The 25,132-nt window shown below is 60.4% G+C and carries 24 protein-coding genes; 18 read left to right on the top strand and 6 right to left on the bottom strand.

Annotation, left to right across the window (positions count from 1 at the left end):
* The first annotated feature begins 65 nt into the window (after window positions 1-65).
* The 9 genes from KJY40_RS23505 (at window position 66) to KJY40_RS23465 (ending at window position 10,493) form a co-directional block, all read left to right on the top strand.
* On the top strand, window positions 66-797 hold the full coding sequence (locus KJY40_RS23505) for a response regulator (RefSeq protein WP_085697149.1): 732 nt from the start codon (window positions 66-68) through the stop codon (window positions 795-797).
* A 31-nt stretch (window positions 798-828) separates the two neighbouring features.
* Window positions 829-2,256 (top strand): ATP-binding protein, encoded by a 1,428-nt coding sequence (locus KJY40_RS23500; RefSeq protein WP_230737749.1) that lies wholly within the window; start codon window positions 829-831, stop codon window positions 2,254-2,256.
* Window positions 2,257-2,360: 104 nt separating this feature from the next.
* Window positions 2,361-3,620 (top strand): D-mannose isomerase, encoded by a 1,260-nt coding sequence (locus KJY40_RS23495; RefSeq protein ID WP_230733093.1) that lies wholly within the window; start codon window positions 2,361-2,363, stop codon window positions 3,618-3,620.
* A gap of 118 nt (window positions 3,621-3,738) precedes the next feature.
* Window positions 3,739-5,040, top strand: coding sequence for an ABC transporter substrate-binding protein (locus KJY40_RS23490; RefSeq protein ID WP_230733092.1), 1,302 nt, complete (start codon window positions 3,739-3,741; stop codon window positions 5,038-5,040).
* 93 nt (window positions 5,041-5,133) lie between these two features.
* Window positions 5,134-6,042: a carbohydrate ABC transporter permease gene (locus KJY40_RS23485; protein WP_085697145.1), complete on the top strand. Its 909-nt coding sequence runs from the start codon at window positions 5,134-5,136 to the stop codon at window positions 6,040-6,042.
* On the top strand, window positions 6,035-6,880 hold the full coding sequence (locus KJY40_RS23480; RefSeq protein WP_230733091.1) for a carbohydrate ABC transporter permease: 846 nt from the start codon (window positions 6,035-6,037) through the stop codon (window positions 6,878-6,880). Before KJY40_RS23485 ends, KJY40_RS23480 begins: the two co-directional genes overlap by 8 nt.
* Before the next feature lie 2 nt (window positions 6,881-6,882).
* Window positions 6,883-8,043: an ABC transporter ATP-binding protein gene (locus tag KJY40_RS23475; protein WP_115078964.1), complete on the top strand. Its 1,161-nt coding sequence runs from the start codon at window positions 6,883-6,885 to the stop codon at window positions 8,041-8,043.
* A 132-nt stretch (window positions 8,044-8,175) separates the two neighbouring features.
* Window positions 8,176-9,522, top strand: a complete 1,347-nt coding sequence (locus tag KJY40_RS23470) for a carbohydrate porin (protein ID WP_230733089.1) — start codon at window positions 8,176-8,178, stop codon at window positions 9,520-9,522.
* Window positions 9,523-9,638: 116 nt separating this feature from the next.
* The gene (locus tag KJY40_RS23465) at window positions 9,639-10,493 is read left to right on the top strand and encodes a D-hexose-6-phosphate mutarotase (RefSeq protein ID WP_192562149.1); all 855 of its coding nucleotides are present in this window, start codon (window positions 9,639-9,641) and stop codon (window positions 10,491-10,493) included.
* 137 nt (window positions 10,494-10,630) lie between these two features.
* On the opposite strand, the gene KJY40_RS23460 is transcribed toward KJY40_RS23465, so the two are convergent.
* Window positions 10,631-11,491, bottom strand: a complete 861-nt coding sequence (locus tag KJY40_RS23460; RefSeq protein ID WP_230737747.1) for a MurR/RpiR family transcriptional regulator — start codon at window positions 11,489-11,491, stop codon at window positions 10,631-10,633.
* Between the two features lie 226 nt (window positions 11,492-11,717).
* Between KJY40_RS23460 and zwf the strand changes: the two genes are divergently transcribed.
* The 4 genes from zwf (at window position 11,718) to KJY40_RS23440 (ending at window position 15,454) form a co-directional block, all read left to right on the top strand.
* Entirely contained in the window at window positions 11,718-13,184 is a 1,467-nt protein-coding gene (gene zwf / locus KJY40_RS23455) for a glucose-6-phosphate dehydrogenase (RefSeq protein WP_007951158.1), read from the top strand.
* Entirely contained in the window at window positions 13,171-13,884 is a 714-nt protein-coding gene (gene pgl / locus KJY40_RS23450) for a 6-phosphogluconolactonase (protein ID WP_085606568.1), read from the top strand. Before zwf ends, pgl begins: the two co-directional genes overlap by 14 nt.
* Window positions 13,885-13,901: 17 nt before the next feature.
* The gene (locus KJY40_RS23445) at window positions 13,902-14,567 is read left to right on the top strand and encodes a bifunctional 4-hydroxy-2-oxoglutarate aldolase/2-dehydro-3-deoxy-phosphogluconate aldolase (protein WP_011335602.1); all 666 of its coding nucleotides are present in this window, start codon (window positions 13,902-13,904) and stop codon (window positions 14,565-14,567) included.
* Window positions 14,568-14,737: 170 nt separating this feature from the next.
* Complete coding sequence (locus KJY40_RS23440) at window positions 14,738-15,454, top strand: intradiol ring-cleavage dioxygenase (protein ID WP_230733087.1); 717 nt, start codon at window positions 14,738-14,740, stop codon at window positions 15,452-15,454.
* On the opposite strand, the gene KJY40_RS23435 is transcribed toward KJY40_RS23440, so the two are convergent.
* Window positions 15,451-16,632, bottom strand: a complete 1,182-nt coding sequence (locus tag KJY40_RS23435) for an aminotransferase class V-fold PLP-dependent enzyme (protein WP_230733085.1) — start codon at window positions 16,630-16,632, stop codon at window positions 15,451-15,453. The two genes, KJY40_RS23440 and KJY40_RS23435, sit on opposite strands and share 4 nt — an antisense overlap.
* Window positions 16,633-16,657: 25 nt before the next feature.
* Entirely contained in the window at window positions 16,658-16,894 is a 237-nt protein-coding gene (locus KJY40_RS23430) for a DUF3820 family protein (RefSeq protein WP_230733083.1), read from the bottom strand.
* A 205-nt stretch (window positions 16,895-17,099) separates the two neighbouring features.
* On the opposite strand from KJY40_RS23430, the gene KJY40_RS23425 reads away from it, so the two are divergent.
* Window positions 17,100-17,567 carry a PA2169 family four-helix-bundle protein gene (locus KJY40_RS23425; protein WP_007951153.1) on the top strand — a complete coding sequence of 156 codons (468 nt, stop codon included), beginning with the start codon at window positions 17,100-17,102 and terminating at the stop codon, window positions 17,565-17,567.
* A gap of 63 nt (window positions 17,568-17,630) precedes the next feature.
* Here KJY40_RS23425 and KJY40_RS23420 read toward each other — a convergent pair whose 3' ends face one another.
* Both KJY40_RS23420 and KJY40_RS23415 read right to left on the bottom strand, forming a co-directional pair.
* The gene (locus tag KJY40_RS23420; protein ID WP_093099066.1) at window positions 17,631-18,101 is read right to left on the bottom strand and encodes a MaoC family dehydratase; all 471 of its coding nucleotides are present in this window, start codon (window positions 18,099-18,101) and stop codon (window positions 17,631-17,633) included.
* 42 nt (window positions 18,102-18,143) lie between these two features.
* Entirely contained in the window at window positions 18,144-19,088 is a 945-nt protein-coding gene (locus KJY40_RS23415; RefSeq protein ID WP_230733081.1) for an alpha/beta hydrolase, read from the bottom strand.
* Between the two features lie 248 nt (window positions 19,089-19,336).
* On the opposite strand from KJY40_RS23415, the gene fadD2 reads away from it, so the two are divergent.
* Both fadD2 and fadD1 read left to right on the top strand, forming a co-directional pair.
* Entirely contained in the window at window positions 19,337-21,025 is a 1,689-nt protein-coding gene (gene fadD2, locus KJY40_RS23410) for a long-chain-fatty-acid--CoA ligase FadD2 (RefSeq protein WP_230733080.1), read from the top strand.
* A 348-nt stretch (window positions 21,026-21,373) separates the two neighbouring features.
* Window positions 21,374-23,071: a long-chain-fatty-acid--CoA ligase FadD1 gene (gene fadD1, locus KJY40_RS23405; protein ID WP_085606558.1), complete on the top strand. Its 1,698-nt coding sequence runs from the start codon at window positions 21,374-21,376 to the stop codon at window positions 23,069-23,071.
* 166 nt (window positions 23,072-23,237) lie between these two features.
* On the opposite strand, the gene KJY40_RS23400 is transcribed toward fadD1, so the two are convergent.
* Window positions 23,238-23,615 (bottom strand): hypothetical protein, encoded by a 378-nt coding sequence (locus KJY40_RS23400; protein WP_007951149.1) that lies wholly within the window; start codon window positions 23,613-23,615, stop codon window positions 23,238-23,240.
* Window positions 23,616-23,812: 197 nt separating this feature from the next.
* On the opposite strand from KJY40_RS23400, the gene KJY40_RS23395 reads away from it, so the two are divergent.
* Together KJY40_RS23395 and KJY40_RS23390 are read left to right on the top strand one after the other, a co-directional pair.
* Entirely contained in the window at window positions 23,813-24,004 is a 192-nt protein-coding gene (locus tag KJY40_RS23395; RefSeq protein ID WP_230733079.1) for a CsbD family protein, read from the top strand.
* Between the two features lie 177 nt (window positions 24,005-24,181).
* Complete coding sequence (locus tag KJY40_RS23390; protein ID WP_085606556.1) at window positions 24,182-25,132, top strand: YihY/virulence factor BrkB family protein; 951 nt, start codon at window positions 24,182-24,184, stop codon at window positions 25,130-25,132.

Below are 25,132 nucleotides of genomic sequence, written 5' to 3'. Positions count from 1 at the left end.
AGCGTGGGAACCCTCGACACATCAGGCATAATCCGCCCAATTCCAACAACAAGGATGCCTTCGAAGTGAGCTCAGTCAACAAGTCGATTTTGTTGGTCGATGACGACCAGGAGATACGCGAGTTGCTGGAAACCTACCTGACCCGCGCGGGTTTTCAGGTACGGGCCACGGCGGATGGCGCCGGTTTTCGTCAGGCGCTGAATGAAGCGCCGAGCGATCTGGTGATCCTCGATGTGATGCTGCCCGATGAAGACGGCTTCAGCCTGTGCCGCTGGGTGCGCCAGCATCCGCGTCAGGCTCAGGTGCCGATCATCATGCTCACCGCCAGTTCCGACGAAGCCGACCGGGTCATCGGCCTGGAGCTGGGCGCCGACGATTACCTCGGCAAACCTTTCAGCCCCCGCGAACTGCAAGCCCGGATCAAGGCCCTGCTGCGTCGCGCCCAATTTGGTCAGGAACGCGGGGGCAGTGAAGTGCTGGCGTTCGATGAGTGGCGGCTGGACATGGTCAGCCATCGACTGTTTCACACTGACGGCGAGGAAGTGATTCTCTCTGGCGCCGACTTCGCCCTGCTGAAACTGTTCCTCGATCACCCCCAGGAAATTCTCGACCGCGACACCATCGGCAACGCCACCCGTGGCCGCGACCTGATGCCCCTCGACCGCATTGTCGACATGGCCGTCAGCCGTTTGCGCCAGCGTCTGCGCGACACTGAAAAACCGCCGCGCCTGATCCGCACCGTGCGTGGCAGCGGCTACCAGCTGGCAGCCAATGTGGTTGCCGGCAATGGTCACTGAGTTCCTGCGCACCATCGCGCGTAAAGTGCCGATGCCGCGTTCGCTGCTTGGGCGGATGCTGCTGCTGACGTTGCTCGCGGTGTTGTTCGCCCAGACCCTGTCCAGCGTGATCTGGGTGTCCCAATTACGAGCGACCCAGCTCGAAGGCCTGGTCACCAGCGCCCGCAGTCTCGCCCATTCGATGACCGCCAGCGTCAGTTATTTCCGCTCGTTGCCGGTGGCCTATCGGCCGCTGGTGCTCGATCAATTGCGCAGCATGGGCGGCACGCGTTTTGTGGTGACGCTGAATGACAAACCGCTGAGCATGGAAGTGCTGCCGGTGACACCGCGCAAGGCTGCGGTGCTGAAAGCGGTGGATGAAGTGTTGCGCCAGTCGCTGGGCCAGGACACCGACATTCTGGTGACATTCGTCAGCCCCGATGATCTGCGGATCTTCAACGCCGGGTTGAAACTCGATGAGTTGCCGCGTTCGTGGGCGCATTACGCGTTGACCCTGGAACCGGTGAATCCGCCGGTGCTGGTGACCCAGATTCAGTTGGCGCCGGGTGAATGGCTGTACATCGCCTCGCTGCTGCCCGAGCCCTACACCAGTCTTGAAGAACAAGGCCTGCCGACCCAGCAGGTGTGGTTTATCGTCTTTACCAGTGGTTTTCTGCTGTTGTTCATTGGCTTGCTGGTGCACTGGCAGAGCCGGCCGCTCAAGCGTCTGGCACGGGCGGCGCGGGACTTGTCGCTGGGTGCCGACGTCGAGCCGGTGGCCGAGGGCGGCGGCAGCGAAGTAGTGGAAGTGGGGCGCGCGTTCAACACCATGCGCGAGCGCATCAGCCGTTATTTGACCGAGCGCAGCCAATTGTTCAGCGCAATTTCCCATGATTTGCGCACGCCGATCACCCGTCTGCGACTGCGGGTTGAATTGCTGGAAGACGAAACGTTGCAGACCAAGTTCGGCCGCGATCTGGATGAGCTGGAGCTGTTGGTCAAAGGTGCGCTGCAATGCGTGAAGGACACCGACATCCACGAAAATATCGAACCGGTGGATCTGAACCATGTGCTCGACTGCCTGGTGGAACCGTATCTGGCGCCCAACGGCAACGGCCGCGTGACCCAGCAGGGGCGGGCGCTGGCGGCGTATCCGGGCAAGCCGCTGGCGCTCAAGCGCTGCATCGGCAACCTGATCGACAATGCGTTGAAGTACGGGCAGAACGCCCATTTGCATATCGATGATGATGAGAGCGCATTCGTGCTGCACGTCGATGACGAAGGCCCGGGTGTGCCGGAGCAGCGGTTGGAGCAGGTGTTCGAACCGCACTTCCGGTTGGCGGGGCAGCAGCAGGGTTACGGTCTCGGTTTGGGGATCGCCCGCAACATTGCCCATAGCCATGGAGGGGAAGTGACGTTGCAGAACCTTCGGGAGGGCGGATTACGTGTGACCCTGCAATTGCCGCGTTCGGTGGATTGATCTGAATGTCACCGGTCGGTGACAAAACCCGCCCCCTTCGTTACAAGCCCCTCCCGGCCCGTTGTTTAGACTGCCCGCAGTCATAACAACAAAAAAGGCCACCCATGGATCATTTCAATCCGGGCTTCAGCAGTTGGCTGAACGCCCCTGCCCACCAGCAATGGCTCGCCGATGAAGGCCTGCGCCTGCTGGCGTTCGCCAAGGCTTCGCGATTGCCCGAAGGCTTTGGCAATCTCGATGAGCGCGGCCAGCTCCAGGCCGGCGCGCAAGCCGAAACCATGAACACCGCGCGCATGACCCACAGCTTCGCCATGGCCCACATTCAGGGCCTGCCGGGGTTCGCCGAGCTGGTCGATCACGGCATTGCGGCCCTGCGCGGTCCGTTGCGCGATGCGCTGCACGGCGGCTGGTTCGCTGTCGCCGAACACCGTGACGGCAACACCGGCAAAAACGCTTATCTGCATGCTTTCGTTGCGCTCGCGGCCAGTTCCGCGGTGGTCGCGCAACGCCCCGGTGCTCAGGCATTGCTGGATGACGCCATCGACATCATCGACACCTGGTTCTGGAGTGAGGAAGAGGGCGCCATGCGCGAATTCTTCAACCGCGACTGGCGCGAAGAGGAAGCCTATCGCGGCGCCAACAGCAACATGCACGCCACTGAAGCCTTCCTCGCGCTGGCCGATGTCACCGAAGACCCGCGCTGGCTGGTGCGTGCGCAACGCATCGTCGAACGGGTGATTCACGGTCACGCTGCCGCCAACGATTACCTGGTGATCGAGCATTTCGACCGAAACTGGCAGCCGCTGCGCGAGTACAACCACGACAATCCCGCCGACGGTTTCCGTCCCTACGGCACCACGCCGGGCCACGGTTTCGAGTGGGCGCGGCTGTTGCTGCACCTTGAAGCCGCGCGGGTTCAGGCCGGCATGCTCACGCCCGGCTGGCTGGCCACCGACGCGCAAAAGCTGTTCGAACAAAACTGCCGCCATGGCTGGGACGTCGATGGTGCACCGGGCATCGTCTACACCCTCGACTGGAACAACAAAGCGGTGGTGCGTCATCGCCTGCACTGGACTCACGCCGAAGCCAGCGCTGCCGCCAGTGCCTTGCTCAAGCGTACCGGCGATGCGCAGTACGAAACCTGGTATCGCCTGTTCTGGGAATTTTGCGAAACGCATTTCATCGACCGCTGCGACGGCAGCTGGTACCACGAACTCGATCCGCAGAACCGTCCAAGTGCCGATATCTGGGCGGGCAAGCCGGATCTGTACCACGCCTGGCAGGCCGTGCTGATTCCGCGTCTGCCGCTGGCGCCGAGCATGGCCAGTGCTCTGGCACACCTGTCCCGAAGCGTTCCTGTGTAACCATGTGGTGACATTCGCGCGTCCCTTCGTTACCTGCGAGGGGAAACGCTCTGTTTAAACTCGTGTGCAGCGCAAGCACCAGACTTGCATGCATAACAACAAGAAAGGTACATCTCAGATGAATGCGATTTCTCGCCTCGCTACTGTCATTTCTGTCGCCTCCCTGTTCCCGCTCGCTGTGCTGCCCCTGAGTGTTTCCGCTGCCGAATCCAAAGGTTCGGTGGAAGTCGTGCATTGGTGGACGTCCGGTGGCGAAAAAGCCGCCGTCGATGTGCTCAAGGCACAAGTCGAGAAGGACGGTTTCACCTGGAAAGACGGCGCTGTCGCCGGTGGCGGCGGTGCGACTGCCATGACCGTGCTGAAAAGCCGCGCGGTAGCTGGCAACCCGCCGGGCGTTGCCCAGATCAAAGGTCCGGACATCCAGGAATGGGCGTCGACCGGTCTGCTCGACACGGACGTGCTGAAGGACGTTTCGAAGTCCGAGAAGTGGGACAGCCTGCTCGACAAGAAAGTCTCCGACACCGTGAAGTTCGAAGGTGATTACGTGGCCGTGCCGGTGAACATTCACCGCGTGAACTGGCTGTGGATCAACCCGGAAGTCTTCAAGAAAGCCGGTATCGACAAAGCCCCGACCACCCTCGAAGAATTCTACGCCGCCGGCGACAAGCTGAAAGCGGCGGGCTTCATTCCGCTGGCTCACGGCGGTCAGCCTTGGCAGGACAGCACCGTGTTCGAAGCGGTCGTGCTGTCGGTGATGGGCGTTGATGGTTACAAGAAAGCCCTGGTCGACCTGGACAACGCTGCCCTGACCGGCCCGGAAATGGTCAAGGCCCTGACCGAGCTGAAGAAAGTCGCGACCTACATGGACCAGGACGGCAAAGGCCAGGACTGGAACCTGGAAGCGGCCAAGGTCATCAACGGCAAGGCCGGCATGCAGATCATGGGTGACTGGGCCAAGTCCGAATGGACCGCCGCCAAGAAAGTCGCCGGCAAGGACTACGAGTGCGTAGCGTTCCCGGGCACCGACAAGGCGTTCACCTACAACATCGACTCGCTGGCCGTGTTCAAGCAGAAGGACGCGGGCACCGCGGCCGGTCAGCAGGACATCGCCAAAGTCGTGCTGGGTGAAAACTTCCAGAAAGTCTTCAGCATCAACAAGGGCTCGATCCCGGTGCGTAACGACATGCTCGCCGACATGGGCAAGTACGGTTTCGACTCCTGCGCCCAGACCGCTGCCAAGGACTTCCTGGCAGACGCCAAGAACGGCGGCCTGCAACCGAGCATGGCGCACAACATGGCGACCACGCTGGCCGTGCAGGGTGCGTTCTTTGATGTCGTGACCAACTACATCAACGACCCGAAAGCCGACCCGGCCGACGCTGCCAAGAAACTCGGCACCGCCGTCAAGGCTGCCAAGTAACACCGGCGTAGAGCAGCTGCCAGCTTCAAGTCGCGCATCGGCTTGAGGCTGGCAGCTTGCAGTGGTCCTTCATCTTCTTTACTGGATCTTCCCATGAGTTCTGTTGCTGTGTTCAGCAAGGCCTCGCCGTTCGACGCATTGCAGCGCTGGCTACCGAAACTGGTGCTGGCGCCGAGCATGTTCATCGTTCTGGTGGGCTTCTATGGCTATATCCTCTGGACGTTTGTCCTGTCGTTCACCACGTCGACCTTCCTGCCGAACTACAAGTGGGCAGGCCTGGCGCAATACGCGCGGTTGTTCGACAACGACCGCTGGTGGGTGGCGAGCAAGAACCTGGCCGTGTTCGGTGGCATGTTCATCGGCATCACCCTCGTAATCGGCGTGACACTGGCGATTTTCCTCGACCAGAAAATCCGTCGCGAAGGCTTCATCCGCACCATTTACCTGTACCCGATGGCGCTCTCGATGATCGTGACCGGTACCGCGTGGAAATGGCTGCTCAACCCGGGCATGGGCCTGGACAAATTGCTGCGGGACTGGGGCTGGGAAGGCTTCCGTCTCGACTGGCTGATCGACCCGGATCGCGTGGTGTATTGCCTGGTGATCGCGGCAGTCTGGCAAGCCTCGGGCTTCATCATGGCGATGTTCCTCGCCGGTCTGCGTGGCGTTGATCAATCGATCATTCGTGCTGCCCAGATCGACGGCGCAAGCATGCCGCGCATCTACTGGAAGGTTGTGCTGCCAAGCCTGCGTCCGGTGTTCTTCAGTGCGGTGATGATCCTGGCGCATATCGCGATCAAGAGCTTCGACCTGGTGGCGGCCATGACGGCCGGCGGCCCGGGTTATTCCTCCGATTTGCCGGCGATGTTCATGTACTCGTTCACCTTCAGCCGTGGACAGATGGGCATGGGCTCGGCCAGTGCAATCCTGATGCTCGGTGCGATCCTCGCGATCATCGTGCCTTACCTGTACTCCGAGCTGAGGACCAAGCGTCATGACTAGTCTCGCCTCCAAACCGGCCATCAGCCTGAGTCGCATCGCGATCTACGCGGTGCTGATCCTTGCGGTCCTGCTGTATCTGGTACCGCTGGTGGTCATGCTGCTGACCAGCTTCAAGACCCCGGAAGACATCTCCGCCGGCAACCTGCTGAGCTGGCCGACCGTGGTCAGCGGCATCGGCTGGGTGAAAGCCTGGGCCACCGTTGACGGCTACTTCTGGAACTCGATCAAGATCACCGTTCCGGCCGTGATCATCTCCACCGCCATCGGTGCGTTGAACGGTTATGTGCTGTCGTTCTGGCGCTTCCGCGGTTCGCAGCTGTTCTTCGGTCTGCTGTTGTTCGGCTGCTTCCTGCCGTTCCAGACCGTGTTGCTGCCGGCGTCGTTCACCCTCGGCAAGATGGGCCTGGCGAGCACCACCACGGGCCTTGTGTTCATCCATGTGGTCTACGGCCTGGCGTTCACCACGCTGTTCTTCCGTAACTACTACGTGAGCATTCCGGATGCGCTGATCAAGGCGGCGCGTCTCGATGGTGCGGGTTTCTTCACGATCTTCCGCCAGATCATCCTGCCGATGTCCACCCCGATCATCATGGTCTGCCTGATCTGGCAGTTCACCCAGATCTGGAACGACTTCCTGTTCGGCGTGGTGTTCTCCAGCGGTGATTCGCAACCGATCACGGTGGCGCTGAACAACCTGGTCAACACCAGCACCGGGGCCAAGGAATACAACGTGGATATGGCGGCGGCGATGATCGCCGGGCTGCCGACCCTGCTGGTCTATGTGGTCGCAGGCAAGTATTTCGTGCGCGGGCTGACGGCCGGCGCAGTCAAGGGGTAATCATGGCTACGCTCGAACTTCGCAATGTAAACAAGACCTACGGTGCCGGCCTGCCGGACACCCTGAAGAACATCGAACTGTCGATCAAGGACGGTGAGTTCCTGATCCTCGTCGGGCCTTCGGGCTGCGGCAAGTCGACCCTGATGAACTGCATCGCCGGCCTGGAAACCATCACCGGCGGCGCAATCATGATCGGTGACCAGGACGTCAGCGGCATGAGCCCGAAAGATCGCGACATCGCCATGGTGTTCCAGTCCTACGCGCTGTATCCGACCATGAGCGTGCGCGAGAACATCGAGTTCGGTCTGAAGATCCGCAAGATGAGCCAGTCGGCGATCGACGAAGAAGTCGCCCGCGTGGCCAAGCTGCTGCAGATCGAGCACCTGCTCAATCGCAAGCCGGGTCAGCTCTCCGGCGGCCAGCAACAGCGCGTGGCGATGGGCCGTGCCCTGGCGCGTCGCCCGAAGATCTATCTGTTCGACGAACCGCTGTCCAACCTCGACGCCAAGCTGCGCGTCGAGATGCGCACCGAAATGAAACTGATGCACCAGCGCCTGAAAACCACCACGGTCTACGTGACCCACGACCAGATCGAAGCGATGACCCTGGGCGACAAAGTGGCGGTGATGAAGGACGGGATCATCCAGCAGTTCGGTACGCCGAAAGAGATCTACAACGACCCGGCCAACCTGTTCGTGGCGAGCTTCATCGGTTCGCCGCCGATGAACTTCATCCCGCTGCGCCTGCAACGCAAGGACGGCCGTCTGGTGGCGCTGCTCGACAGCGGCCAGGCCCGGTGCGAGTTGCCGATGGCGATGCAGGACGCCGGACTCGAAGACCGCGAAGTGATCCTCGGCCTGCGTCCGGAGCAGATTGCGCTGGCCAACGGCGAGGGCAACGGTCTGCCGAGCATCAAGGCGGAAGTGCAGGTCACCGAGCCGACCGGTCCGGACACTCTGGTATTCGTCAACCTCAACGACACCAAGGTCTGCTGCCGTCTGGCGCCGGACGTGGCGCCGCAGGTGGGCGAAACCCTGACCCTGCAATTCGATCCGTCGAAAGTGCTGCTGTTCGACGCGAAGTCCGGTGAGCGCCTGGGGGTCGCAGGCCTGCCGAAAACCGAATCGCACAGCGCCAACGTGGCCCAGTTCAAGGGTCGCTGATCAACAAATGCGGGAGCGGGCTCGCCCGTTTCCGCAGGGAGCACGCGGTGCGTGGCCTGTCGCGCGCCGCATCAGATGTAAACCGCGTTAGATAAGAAGAACAGTTAATAACAATAAAACGAGGATGTAGGGATGAAGAAGAACAACAACGCTCAGCGTATCGGTCAGTTGTCGGCGATTGCGGCAATGATGCTGGCCGGTAGCGTCCACGCGGCTGACGCGTTCAGCTCCGATTCGGAGTGGATGACCGGGGACTGGGGTGGCGAACGTACCAAGCTGATCGAGCAGGGTATCGACATCAAGATGGACTACGTCGGTGAAGTGGGCGGCAACCTGCACGGCGGTTTCAACGACGACAAGACTGCGCGATACGCCGACCAGTTCGGTCTGGGCGTGGCGCTGGATCTGCAAAAACTGTGGGGCTGGGACAACACCCAGGCCAAGATCCAGTTCACCAACCGTAACGGCTACAACATTTCCAACGACCGCGTTGGCGATCCGCGTGCCGGCACTCTAAGTTCCTCGCAGGAAGTCTACGGTCGTGGCCACATGGTGCGTCTGACCCAGCTGTGGATCAAACACCAGTTCTTCGACAACAAGCTCGACATCAAGGCCGGTTACTTCGGCGAAGGCGAAGACTTCAACACCTTCCCGTGCGAGTTCCAGAACCTGGCGTTCTGCGGTTCGCAAGTGGGTAACTGGGCGACCAACATCTGGTACAACTGGCCGGTCAGCCAGGCGGCCATTCGCGTCAAGTACAACATCAATGACGAGCTCTACGCGCAGATCGGTGCGTACAACCAGAACCCGTCGCAGCTGGAACACGGCAACGGCTTCAAGCTGAGCGGCAGTGGCACCAAAGGCACCGTATTGCCAGTGGAACTGGTCTGGTCGCCTAACCCGAACAGCCTGCCGGGCGAGTACCGTGTCGGTTACTACAAGAGCACGGCCGATGCCGACGACGTTCGCGAAGACGTCAACGGTTTCGACGCGGCGACCACCGGTGATGCCTACCGCACCCACAGCAGCAAGCACGGTTACTGGTTCGTTGCGCAACAGCAACTCACCAGTCACAACGGTGACAAGAGCCGTGGTCTGAGCATCGCTGCCAACGCCACGTTCCACGACAAGGACACCAACTTCATCGACAACTACCAGTCCGTGATGTTTGTGTACAAAGGCCTGTTCGATGCGCGTCCGAAGGATGACTTCGGTATCGGTGCGGCACGCATTCACGTCAACGATGACGTGAAGAAAAACGCCGAACTGCTGAACGTCTCCAACGGTGTTTCGGACTACGACAATCCGGTGTTCTCGCCGATTCGTGAAACCGAATACAACTACGAGATCAATTACGGCTTCCACGTGACCAACTGGCTGACCGTACGCCCGAACCTGCAATACATCACTCATCCGGGCGGTGTGGATGAAGTGGATAACGCTTTGGTCGCTGGCCTGAAAATTCAGTCTACGTTCTGACGCGTCTGCGATAAGCTCCTCTCTATGTGCGCATATTTGCGGACAGCCCAGGCTGTCCGCTTTTTTTTGGAAAGGGGTGTCGCAGCCCATGAAAGTTGAATCTGGAATCGTGGCCCATGCATGAGCATCCGCTGCAACGCTTCTTCAAATCCCTGCGTGAACGACCGGTGTTCGCCTGGGAGCGCTATCAGATGCGCGATGTGCTGGTGATCGATCATCCGCTGTGTCAGGCGGTGTTCAGTCGTCAGGGTGCGCAGTTGCTGCACTTTCAGCCGCGTGGGCAAAAACCGTGGCTGTGGTGCGCAGCGAAGTGGCCGCATGTCGGCGCGATTCGCGGCGGCGTGCCGGTGTGCTGGCCGTGGTATGGCCGTCACCCGAGCGAAAACGCGTGGCCGTCCCATGGCTGGGCACGACTGCTGGACTGGAAACTGCTCGACAGCAGCACCGGCGATGACGGCGTGCGCCTGCATTGGCAATTGCAGCTGTGCGACTGGCAGGTGGACCTGCACGCGCATTTGGGCGAACGCATGGAATTGCGCCTGAGCACCGAGCATCAGGACGACATGCCGTGCCAGTTGAGCCAGGCTTTGCACGCTTACTGGCGTATTGGCGATGTGAGTGAGATAGCGCTGTCTGGGCTCGAAGGGGCGCAGGGTTACGATCAGTTGAACCGTGAGGTTTGCCAGCAGGAAGGCGAGTTGCGGGTCGATGGCGGCTGTCAGCGAGTGTTCCAGCACGACGGTGAATTGCAGCTCAAGGATCACGCCTGGCAGCGCGAGTTGTGCATCGATACCGGTGACAGCGCGGACACGGTTGTGTGGCATCCGGGGGCGCGGCCGTTGCTGGGTGTGAGCTGGGATGAGATCTCGGAATTTGTCTGTGTTGAAGCGGCGGCGGGGGGGACCGACAGTCTGCATCTGGCGCCGGGGGAGAAGGCGCATTTGAGTTTGCAGGCGTGGGCTGCGGCCTAGATTTGCGGTGAGTTGGCTGACGCCTTCGCGAGCAAGCCCGCTCCCACAGGTGACTGCATTCCATCTGGAGAAATACAGTCAACTGTGGGAGCGGGCTTGCTCGCGAAGAGGCCGGACAATACAGCCCAAAATTCGGATCAGTTGAACTCGTCACCCACCGGATACCGACTGGCATTCAAACTCTCTTTGATCTTGCGCAAATGCGGCTGGAAATCCACCCCGCGACGCAGCGTCATCCCCGTCGCCAGCACATCCAGCACGGTCAACTGAATGATCCGCGAAGTCATCGGCATGTAGATGTCGGTGTCTTCCGGCAGCGGAATGTTCAGGCTCAGGGTACTGGCCTTGGCCAGTGGCGAATTCTCGGCGGTCAGGCCCAGAACCGAAGCGCCGTTCTCCCGAGCGATGCGCGCCACTTCCACCAGCTCGCGAGTGCGGCCGGTGTAGGAAATGATCACGAACAGCTCGCCGGTGTGCGCCACCGACGCGATCATCCGTTGCATCAGCACATCGGCGTGGGCGGTGACCGCCAGGTTGAAACGGAAGAACTTGTGCTGCGCATCCAAAGCTACCGGAGCGGATGCACCGAGGCCGAAGAAGTGGATCTGCCGGGCCTGGATCAACAGGTCGACGGCGCGGCTGATCAGGTTCGGGTCCAGTGCCTGGCAGGCGCTGTCCAGGGATGCGATCGCACTGCCGAAAATCTTCTGCGTGTAGGCCACGGGATTGTCGTCGGCTTCTACTGCGCGGCTGACATAGGCCGCGCCGCTGGCCAGGCTCTGGGCCAGTTGCAACTTGAGTTCGGGGTAGCCGCTGACGCCGAACGAACGGCAGAAACGGTTGACCGTCGGTTCACTGACCGACGCCGCCTGGGCGAGGGCGGCGATGCTGAAGCGGGTGGCCTGCTGTGGGTTGAGCAGGATCACTTCGGCGACTTTGCGTTCGGCCTTGTTCAGCTCTTCAAGGCGACTCTGGATCTGTTCCAGTAAATTTCGCACGCGGTCCATAAGAATTCCTAGATTCACCGGCGCCGATAAGCGCGCGGCTATGCAAATTGGGCCTTTGATGTGGCCCGTGACGGTGGCCTATCCTACTGATGGCTCCGACCGACCACCACTCGGAATCTGTATTTTGCGAAAATGTTGTGGTTATTACTACATTTTCCCTTGAGTGATGCCTTGAAAAAAGGTATTTGTAGCTTAACTTGATAAAAGAACAAACATCATGCCTTCGATTACGGTTGAACCGTGCACCTTCGCCTTGTTCGGCGCCTTGGGCGATCTGGCCCTGCGCAAGCTGTTTCCTGCCCTTTATCACCTTGATGGCGCCGGCCTGCTGCACGAGGACACGCGCATTATCGCACTGGCCCGTGAGGCGGGCACCGAGCAGCAGCACCTGGCGTTCATCGCCGCCGAGCTGCGCCGTTACGTGGGCAAAGAGCTGGACGAAGCTGTGGCGGAGCGCTTTCTGGCGCGCCTGACCTACCTGCACGTCGACTTCCTCAAGGCTGAAGATTATGTGGCGCTGGCCGAACTGGCCGGCAGCACGCAACGCATGATTGCCTACTTCGCCACCCCGGCGGCGGTGTACGGCGCGATCTGCGAGAACCTGGCGAAAGTCGGTCTGGCGGAAAACACCCGCGTGGTGCTGGAAAAGCCGATCGGCTCGGATCTCGAATCCTCGCGCAAGGTCAACGACGCCGTGGCGCAGTTCTTCCCGGAGAACCGCACCTACCGCATCGACCACTACCTGGGCAAAGAGACCGTCCAGAACCTGATCGCCTTGCGTTTCGCCAACAGCCTGTTCGAAACCCAGTGGAACCAGAACTACATCTCCCACGTGGAAATCACCGTGGCCGAGAAGGTCGGTATCGAAGGCCGCTGGGGTTACTTCGACAAGGCCGGTCAGCTGCGGGACATGATCCAGAACCACCTGCTGCAACTGCTCTGCCTGATCGCCATGGACCCGCCGGCCGACCTGTCCGCCGACAGCATCCGTGATGAAAAAGTGAAAGTGCTCAAGGCCCTGGCGCCCATCAGTCCGGAAGGTCTGACCACGCAAGTGGTGCGCGGCCAGTACATCGCCGGGCACAGCGAAGGCAAGTCCGTACCGGGCTACCTCGAAGAGCCGAATTCCAACGCCCAGAGCGACACCGAAACCTTCGTCGCCCTGCGTGCCGACATCCGCAACTGGCGCTGGGCCGGCGTGCCGTTCTACCTGCGTACCGGCAAGCGCATGCCGCAGAAACTGTCGCAGATCGTCATCCACTTCAAGGAACCGTCGCACTACATCTTCGCCCCCGAGCAGCGCCTGCAGATCAGCAACAAACTGATCATCCGCCTGCAACCGGACGAAGGCATTTCCTTGCGCGTGATGACCAAGGAGCAAGGTCTGGACAAGGGCATGCAACTGCGCAGCGGCCCGCTGCAACTGAATTTTTCCGACACCTGGCGCAGCGCTCGGATCCCCGATGCCTATGAGCGGTTGTTGCTGGAAGTGATGAACGGCAATCAGAACCTGTTTGTCCGTAAAGATGAAATTGAAGCCGCGTGGAAATGGTGTGACCAGCTGATCGCCGGGTGGAAAAAATCCGGTGATGCGCCCAAGCCGTATGCGGCCGGGTCGTGGGGGCCGATGAGCTCCATTGCATTGATCACGCGGGACGGGAGGTCGTGGTATGGCGATATCTGATGTGAAACTGCCCGAGGGCGTGAATGCCCGCGAATTCAAAAGCCCGGTGCTGCTCGCCGAAGGCCTGGCGCTGAATGTCGCCAAGCAATTGAGCGAAGCGCTGGCGGCACGCGGCAACGCCGTGCTGGTGGTGTCCGGCGGCCGTAGCCCGGTGGCGTTTTTCCAGCACCTGGCCAAGCAGGAACTGGACTGGTCGAAGGTCGTCGTGACCCTCGCCGACGAGCGCTGGGTGCCGGTCGAACATGCCGACAGCAACGCCGGTCTGCTAAAGCAGTATCTGCTCAAGGGCCCGGCGGCCAAGGCGCAGTTCCTCAGCCTTTACAGCGCGGCGGCCAACGTCGAGCAGGCTGCGGAGCAGGCCGATCGTTTGCTCGCCGAGTTGCCGCCCATCGACGTGCTGGTACTGGGCATGGGCGATGACGGTCACACCGCGTCGCTGTTCCCGGACAGCCCGAACCTGGCCGAAGCCCTGCAAGCCGACGGCACCCGTCGCTGCTGGCCGATGCTCGCGCCAAGCGTGCCGCGTCAGCGCCTGACCATGAGCCGCGCACTGCTGGCCTCGGCCCGGCACAAGATTCTGTCGATTTCCGGTCAGTCGAAACTGACCACCCTGAATGCCGCACTGGCATCCAACGACGTCGCCGCCATGCCGGTTCGCGCGTTTCTGCAACCTACGTTAGAGATTTACTGGTGCCCATGAGCCAAGGAACAGCCGCTATGACAACCCCATCCCCGACCGTTTCCATGGCGGACAAAGTTGCCCTGATCGACAGCCTCTGCGCCAAGGCGCGGATCCTGCCGGTGATCACCATCGCCCGTGAACAGGACGTGCTGCCGCTGGCCGACGCCCTGGCCGCCGGTGGTCTGACCGCGCTGGAAGTGACCCTGCGTTCGCAGTTCGGCCTCAAGGCGATCCAGATCCTGCGCGAACAGCGCCCGGAACTGGTGACCGGTGCCGGCACCGTACTCGACCGCAACATGCTGGCTGCGGCCGAAGCCGCCGGTTCGCAATTCATCGTTACCCCGGGCATCACCCGCGACCTGCTGGAAGCCAGCGTCGAAAGCCCGATCCCGCTGCTGCCGGGCATCAGCAATGCCTCCGGCATCATGGAAGGCTATGGCCTGGGTTATCGTCGCTTCAAGCTGTTCCCGGCTGAAGTCAGCGGCGGTGTGGCGGCAATCAAGGCCCTTGGCGGCCCGTTCGGCGAAGTGAAATTCTGCCCGACCGGCGGCGTCGGCCCTGCCAACATCAAGAGCTACATGGCGCTGAAAAACGTCATGTGCGTGGGCGGTAGCTGGATGCTCGATCCTGAGTGGATCAAGAACGGCGACTGGGCCCGCATTCAGGAATGCACCGCCGAGGCTCTGGCGCTGCTGGACTGATCTTCAACCGACACTTCGTTGTGTGTTCTACGGCTTTAACGGTGCGCTTGGTCGGTGCACCGTTTTTTTTTGCCCGCAAAAAGCTTCGTTATCTCGAGATACATAGTTACCGCACCCGGCTTTGCGTGTGGCGTTAACCTGCGTTCATCTTATGGAAGAGAGAACGCGTCATGGATAACCAGCCTTCAGCTCCATCGGTTTATCAACTGGCCCCCGAGCAAGTCGCCGGGCCGTATTTTCGCAATCCCAAACTGCTGCGCCGCAACATCAGCGAAGGCGCCGAGGGCCTGCCGCTGCTGCTGCGTCTGACCATCGTCGATGCCATGACCGCCGAGCCGGTCAGCGGTGCGCTGGTGGATATCTGGCACTGCAACGCACGTGGCGCGTATTCCGGCTGGAGTCGGGTCAATCCGGATCTGGAAGTCGACGTCGAGGACATCGGCTCGATCCCGCGAACCGACGATGACACCTACCTGCGCGGGGGCCAGTTCAGCGACCACAAGGGCAGGGTGCGCTTCACCACGATCTATCCCGGCTTCTACGCCGGTCGTGCTCTGCATGTTCACGTGGCGGTGCGCATCGTTGCCGGCAACGAATATCTGGAGGAACGCAATGTGGCCTGGGTCGGGCAGCTGTATTTTCCGGAGGTGGTTTCCCGCGCAGTGCTCAACGCCAAGGCCTATCGCGGGCGCAGCTCGCTGCCGGTGTGCAACGCCGACGATGCCTACTACGCCAACATGGGCGGCGAAGAGTCGACCCTGACGGTGTGGCCGATCGGCCGCGACTCACACGAGGACGGTTACTTCGGCCACCTCACGATCGGCATCGACACCTTTGCGGTGTCGTCGCAGATCAAGCCCGAGGATTTCGACAAATATACGGTTTAACGCAGTTCATTCAGCGCCAGAACCAGCTGCTGAATCTCCGCCGCCGTCGTGGTCAACGACGGCGTGATGCGGATGCACGGCCCGCAGGCCGCGCCGTTGCGCACCACGGTGAACAGGTTGTAGTCACTGAGCAGGCGTTCGACCATCGCCTGCTGGTCGGGATGGCGGGTAAAACGCATGGAGGTGATGCCGCAATACAGACGCGAATCGTCCGGGGTCGTGACTTCGATGCCCGGCAGGTTGCGTACGGCGCTGACCCACAAGTTGCGCAGGTAATTCATCCGTGCGCCCTTGGCCGCTGCGCCACCGAGTGAGCGATGTTCTTCGAACACCAAAGGCAGGGTCATCAACGCCGGAATGTTCGGCGTGCTGTGGGGCGTGCGTGAACGGATATCGCTGACCGGAAAATGCATCTCGCCCATGTCCGGATCGATGTCGGCCAGACGTTGCGGGGCAATGTAGAGGAAGCCGAGGGTCAGCGGCGAGCCGATCCACTTGTGCAGGTTGTACCCGGCGAACGCGATGCCCAGCGCTTCCAGGTCGAATTCGATCTGGCCAAGAGCATGGGCACCATCGAGGATGATATCGACGCCATGCTCCTTGGCCAGCAAGGCAATGGCCTGCACCGGCATCACCAGCCCGGTTCGGTGGGTAACGTGGGTCAGGGCCATCAACTTGAGTTTCGGATAGCGTATGAACGCTTCGCGGTACGTGGCCAGCAGGCTGTCGAAGGTGGCGGGGTGAGCGTGCTCGACCTCGATCACTTCGACCCCGCGATGACGTGCAAGCCAGCGCATGGCGCCCTTGACCGTGTCGTATTCCAGGTCGCAGATCAGTACCTGATCGCCAGGCTCAAGGCGATTGTAGTTGCGGATCAGCGATTGCAGGCCGGCGGTGGCGTTGTGGGTGAACGCCACGCTTTGCGCGCGCACGCCGATCAGCTCGGCCAGTTGCGCGCGGATGTCGAAGCTGTCGTGCTGCTCGAAACGCTGGCGCACGTAGACTGAGTTGCTGTTGTTGATCAGCTCGATATTGCGCTGGTACTCCTCGACCACGGTGCGCGACATGCGTCCGAAATAGCCGTTCTCCAGATTCACGGGGCCGGGGTGGCGGTCGTAACGGTCGGCGAAGGTTTGCCAGAAGGCTTCGTCTCGGGCGCGGCGGGTGTTATCGGGCATGGTCGACTCTGTTCAGGGTAGCGCCTCAGTGGCGCGGGGAAGGTTTTCCGTGTTTGGCGCGCAGCGGTTCGAGCAGTTCCGACAGGCCGTTGTGATCGATTTCCTGCATCAATGCCAACAGTCCGCCCAGTTCGCCATGGGGAAATCCTTCACGGGCAAACCAGTTCAGGTAGGGGCCCGGCAGGTCGGCAATGATCCGGCCCTTGTACTTGCCGAAGGGCATTTCGCGGGTGATCAGCAGTTCGAGTTTTTCAGCGTTCATCGTTGGAATCGTCTGGCTTCAAAAACACTTTGGAAAATACAGGCATTCTGCATGCAGGCCAAATGACAGATCATGCAAATAACAGGCATACAGATTCTCGTTGTATTTATAAGTTATTGAAAATTAACGATTAAATTCTTTGATAGAAGCTGGCACGACCACTGCAACACTCCTTGCATCTTTCACCCACGCAAGGAATTGAAAAATGACTGACATGAATAAAGAAGCCATCTCCGTCCTCAACGACCTGATCGAAACCAGCAAGGACGGTCAGGAAGGGTTCAAGACCTGCGCTGAAGACATCAAGCACCCAGAGCTGAAAACCCTGTTCGTGAAACGCTCCGCCGATTGCGCAACGGCTGCCGCCGAGCTGCAAGCCGCCGTACGTTCGATGGGTGGCGATCCGGAAACCTCGACCAGTGTCAGCGGTGATCTGCACCGTCGCTGGGTCGACGTCAAAGCGATGTTCACCGGCAAGGATGAAGAAGCGGTGCTCAACGAAGCCGAGCGCGGTGAAGACCACGCCCTGAAGGCTTATCGTGAAGCGATCGAGAAGATCAACAAACACAATCTGGTCGGCATTCGGGATCTGGTCGAGCGTCAATACCACGGTGTGCAACGCAATCATGATCAGGTGAAGGCGCTGCGTAACCAGGCTCGTGCACGCTCGTAAGCTTCACTGAAACACAATGTGGGAGCGGGCTTGCCCGCTCCCACTTTTGTTTTGTGCAATGCATCAGCCAATGCTGATCGGCGGCAACGTCGGCAAGGTAACGGTCTGTTGCTTGCGAGGAGCCAGAATCTCGGCTTCGCCGTCCACCACCAGCTCATCGCGCTGGTTGAATACGCGAGTGGCGATGCGCACGCGGAATTTCGGCAGTTTCTCGAGGATTTCCAGGCGTACGGTCAGGGTGTCGCCAATCTTCACCGGCTTCTGGAAACTCATCTGCTGGCCAATATAAATGGTGCCCGGCCCTGGCAGCTCGCAAGCCACTGCGGCACTGATCAGCGCGCCGCTGAACATGCCGTGGGCAATACGTTCCTTGAACATGCTGGCGGCGGCGAACTCGGCGTCCAGGTGCACCGGGTTGTGGTCACCGGACATCGCGGCGAACAGCTGAATGTCACGTTCCTCGACAGTCTTGCTGTAGCTCGCGGTCTGGCCCACTTCGAGGGCTTCGTAAGGGATGTTGGTAACCTGGGTCATGGGTCTGAATTCCTGTGACGGATGAAATGAATCCACAAAAAATTATTCGCTGCGGTGTGGCCGGCGATGGCTCAGGGCCTGGTCGATCCAGGCCAGTACATCGGCGGTCACTTCGTTGCGGTTGCTCTCGTTGAACAATTCGTGCCGCGCCTGCGGGTAGATCTTGAGTTGCAGGTTCTGGCTGCCGGCCGCGCGCAAGGCATTGGCCAGATCAGTCAGACGCTTGCCTTCGCTCACCGGATCACATTCGCCGCCAATCACCAGCAACGGCAGGCCCGGGTCGATCTGGGCGAGATTGGACGCTTTGCTGATTTGCTGCAACCCGCCGAGCAGGTCGATCCACAACTGATTGGTGCAGCGAAAGCCGCACAGCGGATCGGTGGCGTACTTGTCGACCTCGGCCGGGTCACGACTCAGCCAGTCGAACGCGGTGCGCGCCGGTTTGAATTTATTGTTGAACGAGCCGAAGGAGAGCCATTCGATCAGCGCGCTGCGACCCTTGGCGCCCTGGCGCAACTTTTCGAACCGGGCGATCTGCCGGGCCGCACGGTACAGCGCAACCGGCTGGAAGTTCGAGCCGCTGAGAATCGCGCCGTGCAGGCTGGCGCTGTGATGCAGCAGATACGCCTGGGCAATGTAGCTACCCATGCTGTGCCCGAGCAGCACGATCGGTACCCCCGGATGACGCTGGCCGATGTGCTGGTTGAGGCTGGCCAGATCCCCGACCACCTTGCACCAGCCATCGTCATCGGCGAAATGCCCAAGCGTCCCATGATCGGCGGTTTTGCCATGGCCTCGCTGGTCGGGCGCGTACACACCGTAGCCTTGGGCGCAGAACGATTCGGCCAGCCGAGCGTAGCGGGCGCTGTGTTCCGCCATGCCGTGGGCCAGCAGAATCACCGCCTTCAGCGGCGCGTTCGGCAGCCACTGGTTGACGAAGAGGCGGCTGCGGTCACTCGCGTCCAGCCAGAAGGTGTCATGGATCATGGCGATTCCTTTTGCGGCCTGTTTTTGCTGAAGCGTCTTGCAGAGGTTGCATTGTATAGCGCGTCCGATCAGCTCACGCCACGGCAGGAAGATTCACACGATCAATGACGAGCTTGCCCATATTTGCCTGATTGACCATAGCTGCTAGTGTCCGTGAAGCCCCGCTTTTTGCTCTCGGCTTTTTCAGGGACAGAAAGAAATGACAGCGAAGCGGTCCCGGATCGGCTCAGGTAAAGAGGACAAGAACAATGCAACCTGATTTCTGGAATGACAAACGCCCGGCGGGCGTACCCCTGGACATCGACGCGGGTGAGTTCAAGTCGGTGATCGAGGTGTTCGAGCGTTCCTGCAAGAAATTCGCTGATCGCCCGGCGTTCAGCAACATGGGCGTGACCCTGACCTATGCCGAGCTGGAGCGCCAGAGCGCCGCGTTCGCCGGTTATCTGCAAGCCCACACCGACCTGGTGCCGGGGGATCGCATCGCGGTGCAGATGCCCAACGTCCTGCATTATCCGATTGCCGTGTTCGGTGCGCTGCGTGCCGGGCTGATCGTGGTCAACACCAACCCGCTGTACACCGCGCGGGAGATGCGTCACCAGTTCAAAGACTCCGGCGCCCGGGCGCTGGTGTACCTGAACATGTTCGGCCAGAAGGTCCAGGAAGTGCTGCCGGACACCGACATCCAGTATCTGATCGAAGCGAAGATGGGCGACCTGATGCCCGCCGCCAAGGGCTGGCTGGTCAACACCGTGGTCAGCAAAGTGAAGAAGATGGTGCCGGCATATTCGCTGCCCCAGGCAATTTCCTTCAAGAGCGCGCTGCGCATGGGCCGGGGCCTGGGCATCAAGCCGCTGAAGGTCGGCCTGGATGACATCGCCGTGCTGCAATACACCGGCGGCACCACCGGCCTGGCCAAGGGCGCAATGCTCACCCACGGCAATCTGGTGGCGAACATGCAGCAGGTGCGTGCCTGCCTCGGTCAGTTCGGCAGCGACGGCCAACCGTTGTTGCGCGAAGGGCAGGAGGTAATGATCGCGCCGCTGCCGCTGTACCACATCTATGCCTTCACCGCGAATTGCATGTGCATGATGGTGTCGGGCAACCACAACGTTCTGATCACCAACCCGCGTGACATCGGTGGCTTCATCAAGGAGCTGAAGAACTGGAAGTTCTCGGCGCTGCTGGGGCTCAACACGCTGTTTGTCGCGCTGATGGATCATCCGGACTTCAAGACTCTGGATTTCTCCACCCTCAAGCTCACCAACTCCGGCGGCACCGCGCTGGTCAAGGCCACCGCCGAGCGTTGGGAGCAGATCACCGGTTGCCGCATCACCGAAGGCTACGGCCTGACCGAAACCTCGCCGGTGGCCTGCACCAACCCGTACGGCGAGCTGTCGCGGATCGGCACGGTCGGCCTGCCGGTTCCGGGCACCCGGTTGAAAGTCATCAATGACGACGGCGTCGAGCAGCCTCTGGGCGAGCGCGGCGAGCTGTGCATCAAGGGCCCGCAGATCATGAAGGGCTACTGGCAGAAACCCGAGGCCACCGCCGAGGTGCTGGATGCCGAGGGCTGGTTCAAGTCCGGCGACATTGCAGTCATCGACCCGGACGGTTTCGTGCGCATCGTCGACCGCAAGAAAGACATGATCATCGTCTCCGGTTTCAACGTGTACCCGAACGAAATCGAAGACGTGGTGATGGCCCACCCGAAAGTCGCCAACTGCGCAGTGATCGGCGTACCGGACGAACGTTCCGGCGAGGCGGTGAAGCTGTTTGTGGTGGCGCGGGAAACCGGCGTGAGCCTGGAAGAGCTGAAGGCTTACTGCAAAGAGAATTTCACGGCGTACAAGGTGCCGAAACACATCGTGCTGCGTGAGTCGTTGCCGATGACGCCTGTCGGGAAAATTCTGCGGCGGGAGTTGCGCGATATCGCCTGATCGGTGATGTGGACCCGTTGAGTACGAAAGATCGCAGCCCCTGGCGGCTTACTCAAGCTGCTGGAGGTTGCGATCTTTTGCTTAATATCCCCGACGTAGTCCCCGAAAACCGGGACGTTCAAGGCGTTATAGGATTTTTGCTCTAAAATGACTGCCAGTGGTTCTTGAGTCATGAAAATGACTGTAGGGGCCGCTTTTGGCTCTAGTCGACCCTTGGCAAAGCTGCTACTCTCGGCGCGCTTTGTGACTTCTCGGCCTTGTAAAAAGCCAGACTCACCAATAAACAAACACCAATAATAATCGCATCAAATGCGGTGCTGAATTCGCGTTGCTGAGGAGTGGGCTTCCATGATCGAAGACTTTTGGAAGGATAAGTACCCCGCTGGAATTGCTGCCGACATCAATCCAGACGAGTACCCGAATATTCAGGCAGTGTTGAAGCAATCCTGCCAACGCTTCGCCGACAAACCGGCGTTCAGCAACCTGGGCAAGACCATCACCTACGGTGAACTGTACGAATTGTCCGGTGCGTTTGCCGCTTATCTGCAACAGCATACCGATTTGCAGCCCGGTGATCGAATCGCCGTGCAACTGCCCAACGTGTTGCAGTACCCGGTTGCCGTCTTCGGTGCCATCCGTGCCGGGCTGATCGTGGTCAACACCAACCCGCTGTACACCGCGCGGGAAATGGAACACCAATTCAACGACTCCGGTGCCAAGGCGCTGGTGTGCCTGGCGAACATGGCGCATCTGGCCGAAGCCGTGGTGCCGAAAACCGGCGTCAAACACGTCATCGTCACCGAAGTCGCCGACCTGCTGCCGCCGATCAAGCGTCTGCTGATCAACAGCGTCATCAAGTACGTGAAGAAAATGGTTCCGGCCTATCACCTGCCAAAAGCCGTCAAGTTCAACGACGTGCTGAGCAAGGGCCAGGGCCAGCCGGTCGCCGAAGCCAATCCGGACAGCGGCGACGTCGCGGTGCTGCAATACACCGGCGGCACTACCGGCGTGGCCAAGGGCGCGATGCTCACCCATCGCAACCTCGTCGCCAACATGCTGCAGTGCAAGGCGCTGATGGGCTCCAACCTCAATGAAGGTTGCGAGATCCTGATCACGCCGCTGCCGCTGTACCACATCTATGCGTTCACCTTTCATTGCATGGCGATGATGCTGATCGGCAACCACAACATCCTGATCAGCAACCCGCGCGACCTGCCGGCGATGGTCAAGGAACTGTCGAAGTGGAAGTTCAGCGGCTTCGTCGGCCTCAACACGCTGTTCGTGGCCCTGTGCAACAACGAAGGCTTCCGCAAACTGGATTTCTCGGCGCTGAAAGTCACCCTGTCCGGTGGCATGGCCCTGCAACTGGCCGCCGCCGAGCGCTGGAAAGCGGTCACCGGTTGCCCGATCTGCGAAGGTTACGGCATGACCGAAACCAGCCCGGTGGCCACGGTCAACCCGATCCAGAACATCCAGATCGGCACCATCGGCATTCCGGTGCCGTCGACCCTGTGCAAAGTCATCGACGATGCCGGTGTCGAGCAGCCGCTGGGTGAAATCGGCGAGCTGTGCGTCAAGGGCCCGCAAGTGATGAAGGGCTACTGGCAGCGTCAGGAAGCCACTGATGAAATGCTCGACAGCGAAGGCTGGCTGAAGACCGGTGACATCGCGCTGATCCAGCCGGACGGCTACATGCGCATTGTCGATCGCAAGAAAGACATGATCCTCGTCTCCGGTTTCAACGTGTACCCGAACGAACTGGAAGACGTGCTGGCGGCCCTGCCGGGCGTGTTGCAGTGTGCGGCCATCGGTATTCCGGACGAGAAATCCGGCGAGGCGATCAAGATCTTCATCGTCGCCAAACCGGGCGTCACCCTGACCAAGGAACAGGTGATGGAGCACATGCGCGCCAACGTCACCGGCTACAAGGTGCCGCGTTCGGTGGAATTTCGCGATGCGCTGCCGACCACCAATGTCGGCAAGATTCTGCGTCGCGAACTGCGCGACGAAGAACTGAAGAAAATCAAGGCGAAGAGCGCCGCGTAAAACAGAAAAGCCCCGTAGATGCGGGGCTTTTTGTTGGCGCAGGTTGTAGATTTGTAGTGACTGTGAGGTCGCTTTCGCGAGCAAGCCCGCTCCCACATTCGCCTGTATTCCAATTGGAGGAACGCGGTTGAATGTGGGAGCGGGCTTGCTCGCGAAGCTTTTTCTGCTACTGGCGGAACGGCGCGAAGTTCACATTGGTGCCCGCCGGGCGCATGTCCTGCAGGTACGAGTCCTTGTCGGCGCTCAGTTCCAGGCTCAGGGCGGCCTTGCGCTTGCCCTCGTTGCGGATCACCAGGCCTTCGAGCTTTTCGCGCAGGAACACGGTCGGCACTTTCAGGTGCAGCAGTTCGTCGGTGGCCGGGGTGTGCATCAACAGGTGAATCCACTCGTACTGACCGATCGCCAGGCGCGAGACCGGCAAGTCGAACCACCAGATGTTGCGGTTGCGGTTCAGTTCGGCGAAGTGGCAGTTGTTGGTGCCGAGCACGGCACCGCCCAGTTCCTGGTTGCGACGGGCGATGGCCTGCTTTTTATCGAGTTTCATAACATTCCTGCGGGATCGGTTCTGTGGCGCATGGCGCCCTTATGGTGGGCATTCTCGGGGCTACGCTCGCAAACATAAAGCCCAACCTGCACGCCGCGACGAAATGAAGCCCTGAAAATAAATGAAACTTGGCGCAAACCGGCCCAGTCAATCGTTACGTACTGACTTTCCCCGTTAATGTTCCAAGGAGAATCACCATGGGTAGCACGAGCGATAAAGTGAAAGGCATGGCCAACGAAGCGGTCGGCAACGTCAAGCAAGGTGTCGGCAAAGCCACCGACAACCAGAAGCTGCAAGCCGAAGGCAAACTGCAAGAGAAAAAAGGCGAGGCCCAGCAAGCAGTGGGCAAAGCCAAGGACGCGATCAAGAAAGGCGTCGACAAGGCTTGATCGAGCCTTGAACGAAACAACGAAGCGGCCATCCAAGGATGGCCGTTTTTGTGTCCCGTTCACATGCGGTCACGGATCACAGTGTTTCAAAGTCGCCAAGTAAGCTACTTTGATGAGAGAAAAACGGCCCCTGAGTCGCCACGACTTCAACCTGTTTTGCGGCGAAAGGAGACGCGAATGATTTTCCCCGACATGAAAGGTCTGCCCCTGCACCGGGTGATGGTGCGCACGGTCACCGAATTCGTCGACGACGAGATGTCGACCTATGCCTCGGCACTGGCCTACCAGATGCTGTTCTCGCTGTTCCCGTTCATTCTGTTCCTGATTGCCCTGATCGGTTTCCTGCACCTGCCGGACTTCTTCTCCTGGTTGCGCCTGCAATCGGAACTGGTCCTGCCGCCCCAGGCGCTGGAGCAGGTCAACCCGGTGATCGATCAGTTGCAACAGTCCAAGGGCGGCCTGCTTTCCGTGGGTATCGTCATCGCCCTGTACACCGCGTCCGCCGGCGTGCGCCTGATGATGAGCGCGATGAACGCCGCCTACGACGTGGTCGAGGGCCGGCCGCTGTGGAAGCGCTTCCCGCTGTCGATCATCTACACCGTCGGCATCGCCGGCATGTTGTTGGTGGCCGCTGCGCTGATGGTGCTCGGCCCGCAAGTGATGGGCTGGATCGCCGCGCAGGTCGGGCTGGAAGAGGTCATCGTCACCTTGTGGACGATCGCCCGCTGGCCGGTGATCGTGATCCTGATGATGGTGGCCGTGGCGCTGATCTACTACGTGATGCCCGACGTCAAACAGGAATTCCGCTTCATCACGCCGGGCTCGGTGCTGGCGGTGGTGGTGTGGATCATCGCGTCCCTGGGGTTCGCGTTCTACGTCAAGACATTCGCCAACTACAACGCCATGTATGGCAGCATCGGTGCGATCATCGTGCTGTTGCTGTATTTCTACATTTCCGCCGCCGTGTTGTTGCTCGGTGCGGAGATGAATGCGGTGATCGAACACATGTCCAGCGAGGGCAAGGATCCGGGCGAGAAAGTCCCCGGCGAACTCGATGAACATCCCAAACAACACGTTTCCGGCCTCGGGCGCGATCACTCGCTCAAGCCGAACACTGACGAAGCCTGA

This window comes from Pseudomonas fitomaticsae (genome assembly GCF_021018765.1).
In the GTDB taxonomy this organism is placed as follows: Bacteria; Pseudomonadota; Gammaproteobacteria; order Pseudomonadales; family Pseudomonadaceae; genus Aquipseudomonas; species Aquipseudomonas fitomaticsae.
This window is presented reverse-complemented; position numbering and strand designations above follow the sequence as displayed.

What these genes read in the sequence shown, in the direction of transcription:
- KJY40_RS23400 (WP_007951149.1), bottom strand. Translation starts at nt 23,615, where the DNA reads ATGAAACTCGATAAAAAGCAGGCCATCGCCCGTCGCAACCAGGAACTG.
- KJY40_RS23395 (WP_230733079.1), top strand. Translation starts at nt 23,813, where the DNA reads ATGGGTAGCACGAGCGATAAAGTGAAAGGCATGGCCAACGAAGCGGTC.
- fadD2 (WP_230733080.1), top strand. Translation starts at nt 19,337, where the DNA reads ATGCAACCTGATTTCTGGAATGACAAACGCCCGGCGGGCGTACCCCTG.
- KJY40_RS23420 (WP_093099066.1), bottom strand. Translation starts at nt 18,101, where the DNA reads ATGACCCAGGTTACCAACATCCCTTACGAAGCCCTCGAAGTGGGCCAG.
- KJY40_RS23425 (WP_007951153.1), top strand. Translation starts at nt 17,100, where the DNA reads ATGACTGACATGAATAAAGAAGCCATCTCCGTCCTCAACGACCTGATC.
- KJY40_RS23440 (WP_230733087.1), top strand. Translation starts at nt 14,738, where the DNA reads ATGGATAACCAGCCTTCAGCTCCATCGGTTTATCAACTGGCCCCCGAG.
- KJY40_RS23490 (WP_230733092.1), top strand. Translation starts at nt 3,739, where the DNA reads ATGAATGCGATTTCTCGCCTCGCTACTGTCATTTCTGTCGCCTCCCTG.
- KJY40_RS23465 (WP_192562149.1), top strand. Translation starts at nt 9,639, where the DNA reads ATGCATGAGCATCCGCTGCAACGCTTCTTCAAATCCCTGCGTGAACGA.
- KJY40_RS23500 (WP_230737749.1), top strand. Translation starts at nt 829, where the DNA reads ATGCCGCGTTCGCTGCTTGGGCGGATGCTGCTGCTGACGTTGCTCGCG.
- KJY40_RS23435 (WP_230733085.1), bottom strand. Translation starts at nt 16,632, where the DNA reads ATGCCCGATAACACCCGCCGCGCCCGAGACGAAGCCTTCTGGCAAACC.
- KJY40_RS23390 (WP_085606556.1), top strand. Translation starts at nt 24,182, where the DNA reads ATGATTTTCCCCGACATGAAAGGTCTGCCCCTGCACCGGGTGATGGTG.
- KJY40_RS23495 (WP_230733093.1), top strand. Translation starts at nt 2,361, where the DNA reads ATGGATCATTTCAATCCGGGCTTCAGCAGTTGGCTGAACGCCCCTGCC.
- KJY40_RS23430 (WP_230733083.1), bottom strand. Translation starts at nt 16,894, where the DNA reads ATGAACGCTGAAAAACTCGAACTGCTGATCACCCGCGAAATGCCCTTC.
- fadD1 (WP_085606558.1), top strand. Translation starts at nt 21,374, where the DNA reads ATGATCGAAGACTTTTGGAAGGATAAGTACCCCGCTGGAATTGCTGCC.
- KJY40_RS23415 (WP_230733081.1), bottom strand. Translation starts at nt 19,088, where the DNA reads ATGATCCATGACACCTTCTGGCTGGACGCGAGTGACCGCAGCCGCCTC.
- pgl (WP_085606568.1), top strand. Translation starts at nt 13,171, where the DNA reads ATGGCGATATCTGATGTGAAACTGCCCGAGGGCGTGAATGCCCGCGAA.
- zwf (WP_007951158.1), top strand. Translation starts at nt 11,718, where the DNA reads ATGCCTTCGATTACGGTTGAACCGTGCACCTTCGCCTTGTTCGGCGCC.
- KJY40_RS23470 (WP_230733089.1), top strand. Translation starts at nt 8,176, where the DNA reads ATGAAGAAGAACAACAACGCTCAGCGTATCGGTCAGTTGTCGGCGATT.
- KJY40_RS23480 (WP_230733091.1), top strand. Translation starts at nt 6,035, where the DNA reads ATGACTAGTCTCGCCTCCAAACCGGCCATCAGCCTGAGTCGCATCGCG.
- KJY40_RS23485 (WP_085697145.1), top strand. Translation starts at nt 5,134, where the DNA reads ATGAGTTCTGTTGCTGTGTTCAGCAAGGCCTCGCCGTTCGACGCATTG.
- KJY40_RS23475 (WP_115078964.1), top strand. Translation starts at nt 6,883, where the DNA reads ATGGCTACGCTCGAACTTCGCAATGTAAACAAGACCTACGGTGCCGGC.
- KJY40_RS23445 (WP_011335602.1), top strand. Translation starts at nt 13,902, where the DNA reads ATGACAACCCCATCCCCGACCGTTTCCATGGCGGACAAAGTTGCCCTG.